This window comes from Streptomyces sp. Ru72 (assembly GCF_002920635.1).
GTDB lineage: Bacteria > Actinomycetota > Actinomycetes > Streptomycetales > Streptomycetaceae > Streptomyces.
Window position 1 is genome coordinate 81244 of the sequence record NZ_PQSR01000011.1, and the last position, 15421, is coordinate 96664.

Consider the following 15421-nt stretch of genomic DNA (forward strand, 5'->3'; position numbering starts at 1 on the left):
TACCGCGACCTCGTCACCGCCGACGACGACCAGCACGCCGCGGCACCCGACGCTGGTGGGATGAGCGAGGGGAGTCAACCGTGATAGTCGGATTGGTCGTTGCCTGCGAGGTCGGCTTCTGGGTGCTGCTGGCGGCGGGCCTCGCCGTCCGGTACCTGCTGAAGTGGCGCCGCACCAGCGTGGCGTTGCTGCTGTGCGAGCCGCTACTGGAGGTCGTGCTGTTCGTCGCGACCGCGATCGACCTGAGGAGCGGGGCGAGGCCGAGCTGGGAACACGGGCTGGCGGCGCTGTACATCGGCTTCACCATCGCCTACGGGCACCACACGATCCGGTGGCTGGACGGTCACGCGGCCCACCGCCTCGCGGGCGCCCCGCCCCAGCCGAAGCCGCCCAGGTACGGCCTGGCACGCGCCGCACACGAGGGCAGGCTGTGGCTGCGCACGCTGCTCGCAACGACCGTGGCCTGTGCGCTGCTGCAGGGCGCGATCTGGTATGTGGGCTCTCCCGCGTCCCTGAGGGACTGGCAGTACGCGGCCCTGCGCGCCCTCGGCATCCACGGGCTGATCGCCGTCACGTACCTGCTGTGGCCGAAGAAGGCCCCCGCCCAAGAGAGGCGGACGGCGACCGGACGCTGATCCGGCTGGTGCGGGAGACGGGCGCACGTGGGCCATGGACGACTTCTCCTCCGCATCCCGGACGAGGCGGCGGACGCATTGCTCGCATGCAGGGCGTTGCCGACACTCGCCGAGGAAGGCGCCGCGCCGCGTGCGACCCTGGCTGACGTGCCCGCGGACATGTCCACAAGCTCTGACCCGTCGGTTTGACCCCTGCCGCCCCGGACGCCGACGCCGCCCTCTCACCGGAGCGCCGTACGCTGATCCGGCGACAGGCGGTCCAGGGAGGGCGCATGAGTGACGCGGTCGGGGCGGTGCTGGTCGTGGACGACGACGCGGCCATCCGCCGTTCGCTGGAGCGCGGTCTCAGGCTCAGCGGTTTCCGGGTGCGGACCGCCGAAGGCGGGGCCGAGGCGCTCGCCGTCATCCGGGACGCACCCCCCGACGTTCTGGTACTCGATGTGTCGATGCCCGGTATGAGCGGCATCGAGGTGTGCACCCGGCTCCGTGACGACGGCCAGGACCTGCCCGTGCTCATGCTCTCCGCGCTCGACGAGACCGCCGACCGCATAGCCGGCCTCCAGGCGGGCGGCGACGACTACCTCGTCAAACCCTTCGCCCTCCAGGAACTCGTCCTCAGGCTGCGCGCCCTGCTGCGCCGCCGCCCGCCCGCCGACCGGGACGTGCTGCGCGTGGCGGACCTGGTGATCGACCCGGCGGCGCGCACCGCCCACCGCGACGGCCGCCCCCTGGAGCTGACCCGGCGCGAGTTCGAACTCCTCGAGGTGCTGGCCCGCAACACCGGCCTCGTCCTCACCCGCGACCAGCTCCTGGAACGCGTATGGGGCTACGACTTCGACGTCCGCACCGACGCCGTCGACACCTTCGTCAGCTATCTGCGGCGCAAGCTGGAGGCGCAGGGACAGTCCCGGTTGATCCACACCGTGCGCGGGGTGGGCTTCGTCCTGAGGGACCAGCCGTGAGACTCTCGACCCGCATCGGGCTCGCCGTGGGACTCACCGTCCCGCTCCTCGTGCTGGCCTCCGGCTGGCTGCTGCTGCGCATGGTCGCCCGCGACCTGCACCAGGAGGAGGACCGCCATCTGCGCAGCCGGGCCGCCGCCGTCGCCCCGGACGCGCGCTCCCTGCTGCGCGCGGCCGCCGCCGGCCGGGCCAAGGCCGCCGACACCCGGGAACGCCGGCTCTACACCGCCGCCCTCGACGTCGGCGTACGCGTCGTCGGCCCGGACGCCACCTTCAGCGGCGGACCCCAGCCCGACACCTCGGTCGCCCTGCCGGCCGAGGCCACCGCGCCGGTCACCGTCCGGGACGCGGGGCGCAGCTGGCGAGCCCTGTCCAAACCGATCGAGGGCCCCCAGGTCTCCGGCACCCTGTGGGTCTTCCAGCCCGACACCGCCGACCGCACCCAACTCCGCCTCGTACGGCACCGCGTCGTCATGACCGCCCTGCTCGCCGCGCCCCTGTCCGGCCTGCTGGCCTGGGGCCTGGCCACCGGCGCCACCGGCCCGCTGCGCCGCCTCGGCCGCCGCACCGCGGGCCTCGACCCGCGCACCAGCACCGCCCGGCTGCGCCACGAGCCGACCGGAGTGAAGGAGGTCGACGAACTCGCGGCCACCCTGCGCACGGTCCTCGCCCGCTACGACGAACAGGCCGCCCGCACCGCCGAGGCCCTGGACACCGCCCGTTCCTTCTCCGCCGCCGCCTCGCACGAACTGCGCACCCCGCTGATGAGCATGGGCACCAACCTCGACATCCTCGCCGACCACCCGGACCTGCCCGAGCCGGACCGCACGGAGGTCCTCACCGACCTGCGCCGCGAGCACGCCAGGCTGCTCGGACTGCTGGTGATGCTGCGTGAGCTGGGGCGAGGAGACCTGGTGGAGGCGGAGGCGTTCCGCACGGTCGATGTGACGGAAGCCGTGGACGCGGCGGTCGCCGAGGCCCGCCGCCGTGCCCCGGACGCCCGCGTCACCTCGAGCGCGCAGCCGGGGCTCACCGTGCACGGCTGGGAGCCCGGACTGCGGCTGCTGCTCGACAACCTGCTCGCCAACGCGCTGGCCCACGGACGGGACGGGCAGGGCAGGGCGGCCGTGACGGTCGGCGCGCGGGACGACGGTCAGGAGGTGGTGATCACGGTGGACGACCGGGGGCCCGGGGTCCCGGCCGAGTCCCGCGCCCGGATCTTCGAACGGTTCCAGCGGGGGCCGGACAGTTCCGGCTCCGGGCTCGGCCTCACCCTGGTCGCGCAGCAGGCGGCGCTGCACCGGGGGAGCGTCATGGTGACGGACGGCCCGGACGGGGCGGGGGCGCGCTTCGAGGTACGGCTGCCCAGGGCGGGTGGGGCGCTGCCCGAACGGCGGGACTGGCTGATCGGTACAGCAGGGGCAAACCGGTCACAGAGTTCCCACAAAGACAGCTCCTAGCCTCCGGGGCGTCGGACGGACGACGGGCCGTCCGGGAACGGAGGAGGACATGGACGTACGACGACGGCGCACCCTGCTCGCGGGTCTGGCCACGGCCGTACTGCTGGTGAGCGGGGCCGGGGCGGCCGTGGCGGAGACGTCACCCGCGCCCGCGTCCGCGCACACGGCCGAGGCGGCGCCCAAGGGCGACGGGGCGAAGGCGCTGTGCAAGCGGGTGCCGAAGATCGACCGGCGCATCGACCGCGCGCTGAAGCGGCTGGAGGGCGGCGCCGACGTGCGCGGTTCCATCGCCCGGCTGCAGCAGCGCGTGGACAACGCGAAGAAGGCGGGGCACGAGGAGATCGCGACCTATCTCCAGGACCGGCTCACCTTCCGCAAGTCGCTGGTGACCACGCTGCAGCAGCGGCAGAAGGACCTGGCCGGGGTCAAGACGTGGTGCGCGGACAACGACAACGGCAAGGCGGCGAGCTGATGCGAGCGCTGCGGGCGGCCGCCCCCGTGGTGGCCCTGCTCGTGGGCCTCACCGCGGGCTGCGCACGGGACCACGGGACGGCGGCCACGCCGGTGAAGTCCGGTGGCCCGTCAGCGGCGCCGTCCGCTGCCTCCTCCGCGGCCCCGTCCGGGTTGGCGGACATGCAGAAGAAGGTGGCCGCCGCGGAGTCCGCGCTCACGCAGGCGGACCGGGACGCGGCCCAGGACGGCACCGGCCGCTGACCGGGTGGGGGCGCAGGCTCGGCGCTCCCACCCGGCCCGGCCGACGGGCGTCAGGGTCAGCGTTCGCCGCCGGGCACCCACAGCACGTCCCCGGTCTCCTTGTTCGCGTACCGGGCGAGAATGAACAGCAGGTCCGAGAGCCGGTTGAGATACGTGGCCGTCAGGGGGTTCATCACCTCGCCGTGGACCTCCAGCGCCGCCCACGTGGAGCGCTCGGCCCGCCGTACGACCGTGCACGCCTGGTGCAGCAGGGCGGCGCCGGGGGTGCCGCCGGGCAGGATGAACGAGCGCAGCTTCTCCAGGTCGGCCAGGAAGCGGTCGCAGTCCTCCTCCAGCCGGTCGATGTAGAACTGCTCCACCCTCAGCGGCGCGAACTCCGGGTTCTCGACCACCGGCGTCGACAGGTCCGCGCCCACGTCGAACAGGTCGTTCTGCACGCGGGTGAGGACCTTGACAAGTGCGTCGCCCAACCCGCCCAGCGCGATCGCGGTGCCGATCACCGCGTTCGCCTCGTTGGCGTCCGCGTAGGCGGCGATCCGCAGGTCGGTCTTCGGCACCCGGCTCATGTCCCCGAGATGCGTCGTGCCCTTGTCGCCGGTCCGCGTGTAGATGCGCGTGAGATTGACCATGCGACCAGCGTAGTTACGCTCCGGCCGTCCGGAACACCCGTGTGCCCACCGTCACGGCGAGCGCCGTGAGGCCGACGGCGACGACAACGCCGTAGAGCATGTGCGCGCTCGTGTACCGGCCGACGTAGGCGTCGCGCACCGCGTCCACCTCTCTTTCCAGGCGGGCGCCCCGGTCTTCAGGACGGGGGTGAGTGCACTTGCCCGCGTAGCGGGCAAGGTGGAGGAATCGCCGTTGTGCCGGTCACTCTCGCGGGTGATCTTGAGCGGAGGCGTGCTCGGGTCAAGGTGCCCGGCTGCGGCTGGGTCAGGTTCCGCCTCAGCGCCGAGGGCAAGGGCGCACAGCTGCCCGACGCGAAGACGTTCCGGGTCACCTTCCGTAACGGGCAGTGGCACATTGCGTTCGCAGTCATGCCTGAGCCGACCCCGGCGCCCGGCACGGGTGAGGTTATCGGCATCGACCGCGGTGTCACGATCACCGCTGCCCTGTCGGACGGCCGGAAGCTGAACTGCCCACAGCTGACTGTCAAGGAACGCGCCCGGATCCGAAAGTATGAGCGGCGGGCGGCCAGAGCGAAGAAGGACAGCCCCGAGAAGGCGGCCGCGTACGCGAAGGTCGCCAAGCTCAAGGCGCGGGAGGCGAACCGGCGCAAGGACTGGTGCGAGAAGACCAGCACCATGCTCGCCCGCTCCTATGGCCTGGTCCGGTTCGAGAAGCTGCACATCAAGAACATGACCCGCTCTGCGAAGGGAACCGTGGAGCAGTCCGGCAAGAACGTGGCGCAGAAGGCCGGCCTGAACCGGGCGGTACTTGCCCAAGGCTGGGGTCTGCTCCGGCGGCGCACGGAGCACAAAGCGTCAACAGATAGCGGAACGGGGACGACAAGGGGCAGGCGGCTGACCGGAGTCACCCCGCGTCCGCTCCACCATCCGCTGAGCGTTCTCCATGGTCAGGCTCCCGCACTGCGCTCACGGCTGTGGGCATCAGCCAGGAGGGGCAGGCCGACCTGGAGTAGGCGCTGCGGGAGGAGACCGGCCCGGCCGAGGGCGATCCGCTGCACAGCTGATGGTGCGTCAGGTCGGCTGGATGTGCAGCACCGCCGTGGCCGTCACCGGACGCGAGATGGTCAAGGGGCTCGATCCGCGCGAAGTGTCCCGTGAGGTCCTGGAACTTTTACATGACATCGAGGAGCTGTTGAGCGAGAAGGTGCTCAAGTACGCCGTCCGTGCCCCGGAATGACCTGTGCCGGTGTGACGTCCGTCATTTGAGACGTGACGCGCGTTACTAACCGGTCACACCGGCCCTCACGAGCGCTAGTGTCCGCCCGAGAGGCATACACGGAGAGCGCGTCAGGGGAGTCGCACAGTGACACGGAAGCTTGCCGTCATCGGGGCCGGACTCATGGGTTCCGGTATTGCCCAGGTATCGGCCCAGGCCGGCTGGGACGTCGTCCTCAGGGACGTCACGGACGACGCGCTGAACCGTGGCACGGACGCCATCAAGGCGTCGTACGAGAAGTTCGTGAGCAAGGGCAGGCTGGAGGCGCGTGACGCCGACGCGGCGCTCGCCCGCATCACAGCGACCACCGACCTCGACGCCGCCGCCGACGCGGACGTCGTCATCGAGGCCGTCTTCGAGAAGCTCGAGGTCAAGCACGAGATCTTCCGGGCGCTCGACAAGCTCGTACGCGAGGACACCGTGCTCGCGTCCAACACCTCCGCCATCCCGATCACCAAGATCGCGGCGGCCACCGAGCACCCGGAGCGCGTCGTCGGCGTGCACTTCTTCTCGCCGGTGCCGATGATGCAGCTCGTCGAGCTCGTCCGCGGCTACAAGACGAGCGACCAAACCCTGGCCACCGCCCGTGAGTTCGCCGAGTCCGTCGGCAAGACCTGTATCGTCGTCAACCGCGACGTCGCCGGTTTCGTGACGACCCGTCTCATCTCGGCACTCGTCGTCGAGGCCACCAAGCTGTACGAATCGGGCGTGGCCACCGCCGAGGACATCGACCTCGCCTGCAAGCTGGGCTTCGGCCACGCCATGGGACCCCTGGCCACCGCCGACCTCACCGGCGTCGACATCCTGCTGCACGCCACCAGCAACATCTACACCGAGACCCAGGACGAGAAGTTCGCTCCGCCCGAGCTGATGCGCCGGATGGTTGACGCGGGTGACATCGGCCGCAAGAGCGGGCAGGGCTTCTACACGTACTGACACCGCGGGCCCTCTCGGGGATCACCCTCCCGGGTGAATTCGGTATCGGTTCGCCAACGATCGGCAACCTGGCCGCTCTCCAGGCAGTCAGACGTTGCACAACCACAACGCGGAGTACACAGCGACGCACTCTCGGGGAGCGCATATGCACATCAGGGGCGACCACGCCGAGCTGGTCGTCGGGGGCCGCCTCGACGTCCACAGCGCGGCGGACGCCCGTACGGTCCTGCACTCGGCCGTCGACGACGGCGTCGGCGACCTGGTGCTCGACCTGTCCGAACTGGACTCCTGGGACGCCACCGGGCTCGGGGTGATCATGGGGGCCCACAGGCGGGCCGGGCGGTGCGGCCGGCGGCTGGTGCTGCGCGGTGTACCGCCGCAGATGCAGCGCCTGCTGGTGGCCACCCGGCTGCACCGGATCCTGGCCATCGAGGGCGGCATCGGGGTGGAGTCACTGCCCCGGGTCTGACCGGGCGGTGACCGGACGGCACGGGTTTCGGCGGCGCGACGCAGGTGACCCGGAGATCGGCCCGCAGGGGTGAACGCCGACGAAACGTGCGTCGCGCGCAATCCTCACGAGACTGTGATGTCTCGGACGGCGTGGTACCCCGGCCTGTCGGAGATACTGACCAAAGGTTTAGGGTTCGGCTGCCCGCCGCCCTCAGGCCCTCGAGCGGGCACCGGACCAGAAGCGACAGCGCAGTGTGCGGCAAGGCCGGGAGGGGCTCAGGCACACGACGCTTTTGGGGGGCTTGGACCTATGGACCCGAACAACCCGGGACCCGAGCAGTACGGCCGGGACGGCGCTGGTGACGCGCCCGGCCGGCGACCGCCGCGGGACCCCATCACACCCGACTTCGGACAGCCGGCACCGGCACTCGCCCGTACCGTCCAGCTCGTGACGGGCGACTTCCTGCTCACCGTCAACCCCGTCGACGGCAGCGAGATCGAGGTCTGCCCGCCCGGGGAGCGCCCCGCGCGCCCGGCCAAGTACACCGCTGACGAGCGCAGCGACCGCGACCGCGCCGCCAGGCCGCCCGTACCGCCCGGGCCCTCGCAGGCACGGCTGCCGCTGCTCGAGCGCCAGGAGGAGCGCGAGCGGCTGGTGCGGCTGCTCGCCCGCGGCCGCTCGGTCCGGCTCACCGGACCCTCCGGCTCCGGCCGCACCACGCTCCTCGACGTCGTCGCCGAGGACTGCGCGGATCTCGCGCCCGACGGCGTCGTACGCCTGACCGGCTATCGGCGCACCACCGGGGACCTGCTGTACGACCTCTTCGCCGCCGTCCACAAGGCGCCTCGGCACCGGCCCGACCGGGAGGAGCTGCTCGAGTGCGTCCGCGAGATCGGCGCCGTGGTCGTCCTGGACGACCTGGAGTTCGGCGGCAGCGCGCTCGACGAGCTGCTGGACGCCACACCCGAGTGTGCGTTCCTGCTCTCCGCCACGCCCGACGTGCCCGCGCCCTCCGCCGACTCGCATGTGGAGGAGGTCTTCCTCGGTGGGCTCGCCCGCGCCGGAGGCCTGGAACTCCTCGAACACGCCGTCGGCCGCGACCTCACCGAGGAAGAGGCCAACTGGGCGGGCGACCTGTGGTTCGAGTCCGAAGGACTGCCGCTGCGCTTCGTGCAGGCCGCGGCGCTGCTCAGGCAGCGCGACCGGCAGCGGGCCGACGAGGGCGCCGTCGACGAGTTCGGCGTCTTCCAGGACGTCGACGTCCCCATCGACGCGCCCTTCGACGCCGGGGACGGCCGTGACGTGCCGCTGCCGTCGCTCGCAGAGGCCGCCGCTCCCGCCCCGCTGCTCGCCTCCCGGCTCAGCGCCTCGGCGCGCGAGACGCTGAAGTTCGCGGTCGCGCTCGGAGGGGAGGTGCCGCACCAGACGCATCTGCCGGCCCTCGTCGACGACACCCACGCGGACGCGGCGCTCGCAGAGCTCGTCGGCTGCGCCCTGGTCTCCCCGGTCGGCTCCCGCTACCGGCTCGCGGCCGGAGTGCTGGCCCAGCTGGAGGCCGCCGGATACGCGACCGGCGCGGAGGAGTACGCGCTCAAGGCCGCCCGGCACTACTCCTGGTGGGCCGGGCACCCCTCGGTCACACCCGAGAGGGTCGCCGCGGAGGCCGACGCCGTACTGGCCGCGCTGACCGCGCTCGTTCCGGTCACTTCCCCCAAGCTCCCGACTTCGCTCGATCATGGAGGATCCTCCTCGCCCGCCGAGGGCGAGGACAGCCCGGCGGTGCTGCTGGCCCGGCAGGCGGCGCCCGCGCTGGCCGCGGGGCTGCACTGGGGTGCCTGGGAGCGGGCACTGCGCTCCGGCGCTGAGGCGTCCCGGCTGGCGGGCGAGGTCGGGGAGCAGGCCTACTTCCACCACGAGCTGGGCGTCCTCGCGCTCTGCGGCGGACAGCTCGACCGGGCCCGGGCCGAGCTCGAGGCGTCCATCGGGCTGCGCGGTGCCCTCGCCGACAAGCGCGGCACGGTCGCGGGGCGGCGCGCCCTCGCCCTGGTCGCCGACCGGTCCGGTGAGACGCCGCCCGGTGTGGAGCTGCCCGCGGAACCGACGCCGCCGACCGGCTTCCTGGTGCCCACCCCCTCCGACGACATGGGGACACTGCTCACCCGGCAGGCGCCGGCCCGCCCGTCCGGCGGCCTGCGCGGCGTGGCCAAGGGCACCCGGCGCAACCTGGTGGCCGCGGGCGCGGGCGCGGCGCTGGTCGCGGTGCTCGGCACGGTGGTGACGCTCGGCATGACGTCGAACAACGACGGCAACGCCCCGGCGGACCAGGTCCGCGTGGGCCCTTCGGCCAGCCAGGGCACGGACGGCGGCGGCCTGGGCGCGGACAAGGCGGGCGACAGCGGTTCGGGCGGCAAGGTCGGTTCGGGCTCGGTGGGCGCGGCGACGGCGAAGGCTCCCGGCGGGACCGGCACGCCCGGTACTACGGGCGGCCCGACGCCGGGCAGCACCGGTGACGTGCCGTCGGGCGACCCGACGGGGACGCAGGGGGCGACTCCTTCGAAGTCGACCTCGAAGCCGCCGTCGAAGTCGCCCACGACCAAGCCGCCGACGTCTTCGACCACGACGCCTCCGACGACTCCGACCACGACGCCTCCGACGACTCCGACCACGACGCCTCCGACCAACACGCCCACGACCACGCCCCCCGCGAACACGACGACCGCGAGTGGCCCGACTTCTAGCACCCCGTCCACAACGAGCAGCTCGGCCAGCGCCCCCACCGGCTCCAGCACCCCGAGCAGCACAGGCCCGGTGATGTAAAGCCCTGTCCACACCAGAGGGCCGAGTCCGCCTCCCGGACCCGGCCCCGCGTCGTCGTACCGCCCGTCAGAACAAGCGGAGCTTGTCGTCCTCGATGCCCCTCAGGGCGTCGTAGTCCAGTACCGCGCAGCTGATCCCGCGGTCCGTGGCCAGCACGCGGGCCTGCGGCTTGATCTCCTGGGCCGCGAAGATGCCGCGCACCGGTGCGAGGTGCGGGTCGCGGTTCAGGAGCTCCAGGTAGCGCGTGAGCTGTTCCACGCCGTCGATCTCGCCGCGCCGTTTGATCTCCACCGCCACGGTCTGCCCCTCGGCGTCCCGGCACAGGATGTCCACCGGCCCGATCGCCGTCATGTATTCGCGGCGGATCAGCGTGTAGCCCTCGCCGAGGGTCTCGATGCGGTCGGCGAGCAGTTCCTGGAGGTGCGCTTCCACGCCGTCCTTGATCAGCCCCGGGTCGACGCCGAGTTCGTGCGAGGAGTCGTGGAGGATCTCCTCCATCGTGATGATCAGTTTCTCGCCCGTCTTGTTGATCACGGTCCACACGCCCTCCTCGTCGCCCGAACCCTCCTTCAGCGTGCAGGGCGGCGACATCCAGTTGAGGGGCTTGTAGGCACGGTCGTCCGCGTGGATCGAGACGCTTCCGTCCGCCTTCACCAGGATCAGGCGGGGAGCGGAGGGGAGGTGGGCGGTGAGACGGCCCGCGTAGTCGACGGAGCACCGGGCAATGACGAGACGCATGGTCGGCAACGCTACTCGACGCCCCCGTCCGCACGCGATTCGGCCTTGAGCGAGCCGCCCCCGGGGCTTCTCCGTTTTTCCCGAGATGCCCCCGTTCGGCAATGGCTGGTTGTGTGCCCAGTGGGATTTCGCTGTGTTCGCATTTTCCTGGTGCCGCCATCGGCGGTTGCCTACCGTAGTAAACGGGAGGTCGCGGCGTATGTACTCAGCGTGTTCGATATCGCGAACTCCCTTACCTGTCCATCAACCCCTGTTGTCTCGGGGTGCGAGAGGAGAACCCATGTCGCTCGACGTCTCACCGGCCCTACTCGAACAGGCCGAGCGAGGCGAGGTCGATGAAGCGGACTTCGTCGACTGCGTCCGGACCTCCCTGCCCTACGCGTGGGAGATGATCAGCTCCCTGGTGGCCCAGCTGAAGGTGGACGGCGGTGATTTCGCCGACAACCAGACGCCCCCGCCGGACGAGCAGGCACGTGGACAGCTGCTGCGCGCACTCGCGAGCGACGCGATACGCGGCGCGTTGCAGCGGCACTTCGGAGTGCGCCTGGCATTCCAGAACTGCCACCGAGTGGCGGTGTTCCCGCTGGACTCCACGGTGGACGACACGCTGGCCCGCTTCACCTCGGTCCGCAGTCAGCTCCTCAACCAGTCACCGGAGCTGCGCGACTGCTGAGACCCGCCAAGTCGTACGGCTTGCCGCTCCGTACGCGGGAAGTACAGCGGTTCCGGAGCGGCAGGCTCCTGAGTGTGTGCCGAAGCGGCAGGCTCCCGCGTCCGTGACCCGCCCGGTGGGTTCAGCGGACGTGGGGGAGTACCTCGGCGCCCAGCCTGCGGACGTTCTCCACCGTCGCCGCAAGGTCGCCGGAGCCCTCGACGAGCAGCGCGAAGCGTGTGATGCCGGTCCGCTCGGAGGTCGCCGCGAGCCGGTCGGCACACAGCCGCGGGGTGCCCACCGGGTGCAGCCCGCAGAGCAGTTCGGTGTACGCGAGCGGGTCCCGCATGGCGCGGGCCCGCCCGTCCACCGTCACATGCGCGTCGAGCCCCTGTTTCAGCCAGCCTGGCATCGCCTTCGTCAGCGCCTCGACGGCGTCGGTGCGCCGGTCGGCGATCTGGCAGACACCGGCCGAGACATGGGCGGCGCCGGCGATCGCGTCGCCGTCGACTCCGGCCGCCTGCGCGTGGCTCCGCCACAGGGCGACCATGTCCGCCTTCTCCTCGTCCCCCACGTGCATGCCGAGCAGCATCGGCAGACCCCGCTCGGCCGCCAGCCGTACGCTCGCCGGCGAGGTGCAGGCGACGACGACCTCCGGGCCCTCGGTGTCCGTGAGCGACTCCGACGGGCGCGGGACGACCGGGACTTCACGGAAGGTGAATCGTTCCCCCGCAGCGGCCACGGACGGTTCGCGCAGCCAGCGCACCAACAGATCGAGTGATTCCGGGAAGCCCGTCTCGTACGCCTTCAGCCCCGTGCCGAACACCTCCAGGTCCACCCACGGTCCGCCGCGCCCCACGCCGAGCGAGAACCGCCCGCCGGAGGTGATGTGGAGGAGCGCGGCCTGCTCGCCGAGTGCGACCGGGTGCGCGGTGGGCAGGACGCTCACCGCCGTGCCGACCCGGATCCGGTGGGTGCGGCCCAGCAGGAGGGCCGCCAGCGTGATCGCCGACGGGCAGGTCCCGTACGGCACGAAGTGGTGCTCGGCCAGCCACACCGTGTCCAGGCCCGCCTCCTCGGCGGCCTCGGCCGACCGCACCGCGCGGTGCAGCGCCTCACCCTGGCCCTGTCCCGGAAACTGGGCCGCCAGTACAAAACTTCCAACGCGCATCGCACTTCCTGCTTTCCTGGCTCCGACGCGGAGCGCCCCCACGCGGCATAACTGCCTGACATGTGCCCAAGTCACGGGTTGCGGAGAGATTTGCGGATTGTCTGCCGAATCGGCCGGTGGGAGGGGGATCCGTGGAGTTGGTGACGTACGCGTACCCGTGTCGGCGCCGCGTAGGCTGGATACGGCCGCTGCTCCCTGTATAGCCCTGTGAGGTGTCCTGTGTCTCCGCGTCGCAACCGACCCAAGGGCCCAGGCTCGTCCGGCCGGAGCGCGGACGACGACAGGGAGCGGTACGGCGGCTGGCAGTCCACCGAGAGCTGGCAGGGCGAGGAGTGGAGCGTGCGCCATGTGGCGGGCGCGAGCGCCGAGGGCAAGACCTACCGGTGCCCCGGCTGCGACCAGGTGATCTCCTCCGGCGTCCCGCACGTGGTGGCCTGGCCCGAGTTCGCGGGGGTGGACGAACGCCGGCACTGGCACAAGTCCTGCTGGAACGCGAAGGACCGCCGCACCACGCGGGTGCAGCGGTCCCGAAACGCGCCGAAGTTCTGAGCCCGGGGCCTACACGTCCCGTCGCTCCAGCAGCAGCCAGGCGCCGGCGAAGGCGACGGCCGCGAGGCCGAGGACGATCCACACCGGCTCCCAGCCCGTGGGGCCCGAGCCGCCCAGGGAGTCCCCGTACAGGGCGCTGAGCTGGCTCGGGATCGAGTACTCCAGCAGGAACCTCTGCAGGCCCCGCATCGACTCCGAGAACAGGAACATCGCGATGACCAGCGGGGCGAGCACCAGGCCGATCATGATGGTGATGGCCCCCGCCGAGTGCCGGATGACGGAGCCCACGAACAGCGAGAGCAGGCCGAGCAGCGCCACGTACAGGCCGATGCCGACCGTTCCCTTCAGCCACTCCATGCCGGTGGGCTGGGCCAGGCCGTAGCTCCTCAGCATGGCGGTCTGGAGGATGCCGACGAGCAGCGCGGACACCGTCGTGATCACGAACGCCACGGCGAAGAAGACGATCGCCTTCGCCAGCAGCACCCTGGTCCGGCTCGGGCATGCGGTCATGGTCGTCCGGATCATCCCGGTGCCGTACTCGGAGGCGGTGGTCAGCACGCCGAGCGTGATGATGCAGATGCTGCCGGTCAGGACTCCGCCGATCCCGAGGCCCAGCGGTGAGTTGCCCTCGAGGCGGGCGTCCGACGCGGCGGCGATGGCGGCGAACAGCGTCCCGATCCCGATCATGAGGACCAGGAAGACACCCAGCGTCCACATCGTCGAGCGCACCGACCTGATCTTCGTCCACTCCGAGGCGATGGCGTGTCCGAGGTGGGTGCGCACGACCGGGATCGGCGAGGTGTAGGAGGGGTACGCGGAACCGGGCGCCGCCTGCCAGGTGGGCGCGGCCTGCGGCATGGGGGGCTGGGGCGTGCTCATCGGGCGTCCTCGGACTTGGTCGGGTCGGCAGCGGCGGGGGCGTCGGCGGCGGGTGCCTGCGCGGACGCGGCGGCGGGGGCCGGTGCCTGCTCCTGGGGCACCGGCTGCGCATAGGGGTTCGGCTGCTGCCCGGCGGGCGGTGCGGCCGGGGCGGTGTACGGCCCCGTGGGCGGCTGCCCGGGCTGCCCCTGCGGGGAGAACGGCTGTCCGCCCTGCTGCGGCGGCGGTGGGGCGTACCAGCCCGGCTGGCCCTGGCCCGGCACCGGGACCGGCGGCTGGACGCCGGGCGGCAGCGGCTGCATCAGGCCCGCCTTCTGGTCGATGCTCGAGCGGTAGTCGACGGCCGCCTGCGTCATCCGCATGTACGCCTCCTCCAGCGAGGCCTGGTGCGGCGACAGTTCCCACAGGCGTACGTCGGTGTCGTGCGCGATGCCGCTGATGCGGGGCAGCGGCAGCCCGGTGACGCGCAGCGCGCCGTCCTGCTCGGGCAGCACGTGCCCGCCCGCCTCGGTGAGCGCGGCCGTCAGCTTCTCCCGCTGCTGCGGCTCGGTGTCGGGGGTGCGTACGCGGGCGAAGTCGGCGGAGTTCGCGGAGATGAAGTCCTTGACGCTCATGTCGGCGAGCAGCTGCCCGCGCCCGATCACGATCAGGTGGTCGGCGGTCAGCGCCATCTCGCTCATCAGGTGGGAGGAGACGAAGACCGTACGGCCCTCCGCCGCGAGGGACTTCATCAGGTTGCGGACCCACAGGATGCCCTCGGGGTCGAGGCCGTTGACCGGTTCGTCGAACAGCAGCACCTGAGGGTCGCCGAGGAGCGCGGCGGCGATGCCGAGCCGCTGGCCCATGCCGAGCGAGAAGCCCTTGGACCGCTTCCCGGCCACCTCCTGCAGGCCCACGACGGCCAGCACCTCGTCCACGCGGCGGGCCGGGATGCCGGAGAGCTGGGCGAGGGACAGCAGATGGTTGCGGGCGGCCCGGCCCCCGTGCACGGCCTTGGCATCGAGCAGGGCGCCGACCTGGCGGGGGGCGTTGGGCAGCTTGCGGTACGGGTAGCCGCCGATCGTCACCGTCCCCGACGTCGGGTTGTCCAGGCCGAGGATCATCCGCATGGTTGTCGACTTGCCCGAGCCGTTCGGCCCGAGGAAGCCGGTCACGGCTCCCGGCCGCACCTGGAAGGAGAGGTTGTACACAGCGGTCTTGTCGCCGTAGCGCTTCGTCAGGCCGACTGCCTCGATCATGCTCCGCACCCATCGCAAGGTTCAGGACAGCGGGGCGCACGCCCCCCGTAAGGGTTAGGAGGATATCGGGGCGCTGACGGTTCCGCTCAAGGGCGGGTAAAACGACCCGTGGTCAGGCGTCGCGGCCTTTCGGCACGACATGGCCGCCGGCGAGCGCCGCGATCACCACACCGCCACGATCCCGAGGCCGCCCCAGGGCCCGTACGCGAGGGCCCGCACGCGAGGGCCCGTACGGGAGGTCGTCGCCGGCCGTGACGACGACCCGCACCATCCTGCTGCCGGCAGCGAGGTGCGGATCATGCCGGTGCTGTACT

General features: G+C 71.8%; 16 protein-coding genes and 2 pseudogenes. 12 read left to right on the forward strand and 6 right to left on the reverse strand.

The genetic code is table 11. The annotated features are described in order from the left end of the window. Positions 1-80 precede the first annotated feature (80 nt). The 5 genes from C3488_RS07975 (at position 81) to C3488_RS07995 (ending at position 3771) form a co-directional block, all read left to right on the forward strand. Positions 81-635, forward strand: a complete 555-nt coding sequence (locus C3488_RS07975) for a hypothetical protein (protein ID WP_103838611.1) — start codon at positions 81-83, stop codon at positions 633-635. Positions 636-907: 272 nt separating this feature from the next. After that, positions 908-1597 carry a response regulator transcription factor gene (locus tag C3488_RS07980; protein ID WP_103838612.1) on the forward strand — a complete coding sequence of 230 codons (690 nt, stop codon included), beginning with the start codon at positions 908-910 and terminating at the stop codon, positions 1595-1597. Next, positions 1594-3057, forward strand: a complete 1464-nt coding sequence (locus C3488_RS07985; RefSeq protein ID WP_103838613.1) for a sensor histidine kinase KdpD — start codon at positions 1594-1596, stop codon at positions 3055-3057. Before C3488_RS07980 ends, C3488_RS07985 begins: the two co-directional genes overlap by 4 nt. Before the next feature lie 49 nt (positions 3058-3106). Further along, positions 3107-3529 (forward strand): hypothetical protein, encoded by a 423-nt coding sequence (locus tag C3488_RS07990; protein WP_103838614.1) that lies wholly within the window; start codon positions 3107-3109, stop codon positions 3527-3529. Next, positions 3529-3771 (forward strand): hypothetical protein, encoded by a 243-nt coding sequence (locus C3488_RS07995; protein WP_103838615.1) that lies wholly within the window; start codon positions 3529-3531, stop codon positions 3769-3771. The genes C3488_RS07990 and C3488_RS07995 overlap by 1 nt, the downstream gene beginning before the upstream one ends. A 56-nt stretch (positions 3772-3827) precedes the next feature. On the opposite strand, the gene C3488_RS08000 is transcribed toward C3488_RS07995, so the two are convergent. Beyond that, positions 3828-4400 (reverse strand): cob(I)yrinic acid a,c-diamide adenosyltransferase, encoded by a 573-nt coding sequence (locus C3488_RS08000; RefSeq protein WP_103838616.1) that lies wholly within the window; start codon positions 4398-4400, stop codon positions 3828-3830. 13 nt (positions 4401-4413) lie between these two features. Further along, a pseudogene (locus C3488_RS08005) lies at positions 4414-4548 on the reverse strand (ABC transporter permease); the annotation flags it as partial. Positions 4549-4685: 137 nt separating this feature from the next. Here C3488_RS08005 and C3488_RS08010 point away from each other — a divergent pair. From C3488_RS08010 to C3488_RS08025, 5 genes and pseudogenes are all read left to right on the forward strand, one after another. Next, a pseudogene (locus C3488_RS08010) lies at positions 4686-5198 on the forward strand (transposase); the annotation flags it as partial. Positions 5199-5463: 265 nt separating this feature from the next. Then, positions 5464-5637: a hypothetical protein gene (locus C3488_RS40430; protein ID WP_181138928.1), complete on the forward strand. Its 174-nt coding sequence runs from the start codon at positions 5464-5466 to the stop codon at positions 5635-5637. A 126-nt stretch (positions 5638-5763) separates the two neighbouring features. Next, entirely contained in the window at positions 5764-6612 is an 849-nt protein-coding gene (locus C3488_RS08015) for a 3-hydroxyacyl-CoA dehydrogenase family protein (RefSeq protein ID WP_103838617.1), read from the forward strand. Between the two features lie 145 nt (positions 6613-6757). Beyond that, entirely contained in the window at positions 6758-7081 is a 324-nt protein-coding gene (locus C3488_RS08020) for an STAS domain-containing protein (protein WP_103838618.1), read from the forward strand. 291 nt (positions 7082-7372) lie between these two features. Further along, a complete protein-coding gene (locus C3488_RS08025; RefSeq protein WP_103838619.1) occupies positions 7373-9880 on the forward strand; it encodes an ATP-binding protein in 2508 nt (835 codons plus the stop codon). Positions 9881-9946: 66 nt separating this feature from the next. Here C3488_RS08025 and nucS read toward each other — a convergent pair whose 3' ends face one another. Then, entirely contained in the window at positions 9947-10618 is a 672-nt protein-coding gene (nucS, locus tag C3488_RS08030) for an endonuclease NucS (RefSeq protein ID WP_103838620.1), read from the reverse strand. Between the two features lie 280 nt (positions 10619-10898). Between nucS and C3488_RS08035 the strand changes: the two genes are divergently transcribed. Beyond that, positions 10899-11291, forward strand: a complete 393-nt coding sequence (locus C3488_RS08035) for an SCO5389 family protein (RefSeq protein WP_103838621.1) — start codon at positions 10899-10901, stop codon at positions 11289-11291. A gap of 121 nt (positions 11292-11412) precedes the next feature. Here C3488_RS08035 and C3488_RS08040 read toward each other — a convergent pair whose 3' ends face one another. Beyond that, positions 11413-12441 (reverse strand): LLM class flavin-dependent oxidoreductase, encoded by a 1029-nt coding sequence (locus C3488_RS08040; RefSeq protein WP_103838622.1) that lies wholly within the window; start codon positions 12439-12441, stop codon positions 11413-11415. Positions 12442-12660: 219 nt separating this feature from the next. Between C3488_RS08040 and C3488_RS08045 the strand changes: the two genes are divergently transcribed. Further along, a complete protein-coding gene (locus C3488_RS08045) occupies positions 12661-12990 on the forward strand; it encodes an ATP/GTP-binding protein (RefSeq protein WP_103838623.1) in 330 nt (109 codons plus the stop codon). Positions 12991-12999: 9 nt separating this feature from the next. Here the strand turns inward: C3488_RS08045 and C3488_RS08050 are convergent, their stop codons facing one another. After that, positions 13000-13869: an ABC transporter permease subunit gene (locus C3488_RS08050; RefSeq protein ID WP_103838624.1), complete on the reverse strand. Its 870-nt coding sequence runs from the start codon at positions 13867-13869 to the stop codon at positions 13000-13002. Continuing rightward, positions 13866-15107, reverse strand: a complete 1242-nt coding sequence (locus C3488_RS08055) for an ABC transporter ATP-binding protein (protein WP_103838625.1) — start codon at positions 15105-15107, stop codon at positions 13866-13868. Before C3488_RS08055 ends, C3488_RS08050 begins: the two co-directional genes overlap by 4 nt. Positions 15108-15421: the final 314 nt, after the last annotated feature.

What these genes read in the sequence shown, in the direction of transcription:
- C3488_RS07980 (WP_103838612.1), top strand. Translation starts at nt 908, where the DNA reads ATGAGTGACGCGGTCGGGGCGGTGCTGGTCGTGGACGACGACGCGGCC.
- C3488_RS07990 (WP_103838614.1), top strand. Translation starts at nt 3,107, where the DNA reads ATGGACGTACGACGACGGCGCACCCTGCTCGCGGGTCTGGCCACGGCC.
- C3488_RS07995 (WP_103838615.1), top strand. Translation starts at nt 3,529, where the DNA reads ATGCGAGCGCTGCGGGCGGCCGCCCCCGTGGTGGCCCTGCTCGTGGGC.
- C3488_RS08000 (WP_103838616.1), bottom strand. Translation starts at nt 4,400, where the DNA reads ATGGTCAATCTCACGCGCATCTACACGCGGACCGGCGACAAGGGCACG.
- C3488_RS40430 (WP_181138928.1), top strand. Translation starts at nt 5,464, where the DNA reads ATGGTGCGTCAGGTCGGCTGGATGTGCAGCACCGCCGTGGCCGTCACC.
- C3488_RS08020 (WP_103838618.1), top strand. Translation starts at nt 6,758, where the DNA reads ATGCACATCAGGGGCGACCACGCCGAGCTGGTCGTCGGGGGCCGCCTC.
- C3488_RS08025 (WP_103838619.1), top strand. Translation starts at nt 7,373, where the DNA reads ATGGACCCGAACAACCCGGGACCCGAGCAGTACGGCCGGGACGGCGCT.
- nucS (WP_103838620.1), bottom strand. Translation starts at nt 10,618, where the DNA reads ATGCGTCTCGTCATTGCCCGGTGCTCCGTCGACTACGCGGGCCGTCTC.
- C3488_RS08035 (WP_103838621.1), top strand. Translation starts at nt 10,899, where the DNA reads ATGTCGCTCGACGTCTCACCGGCCCTACTCGAACAGGCCGAGCGAGGC.
- C3488_RS08040 (WP_103838622.1), bottom strand. Translation starts at nt 12,441, where the DNA reads ATGCGCGTTGGAAGTTTTGTACTGGCGGCCCAGTTTCCGGGACAGGGC.
- C3488_RS08050 (WP_103838624.1), bottom strand. Translation starts at nt 13,869, where the DNA reads ATGAGCACGCCCCAGCCCCCCATGCCGCAGGCCGCGCCCACCTGGCAG.
- C3488_RS08055 (WP_103838625.1), bottom strand. Translation starts at nt 15,107, where the DNA reads ATGATCGAGGCAGTCGGCCTGACGAAGCGCTACGGCGACAAGACCGCT.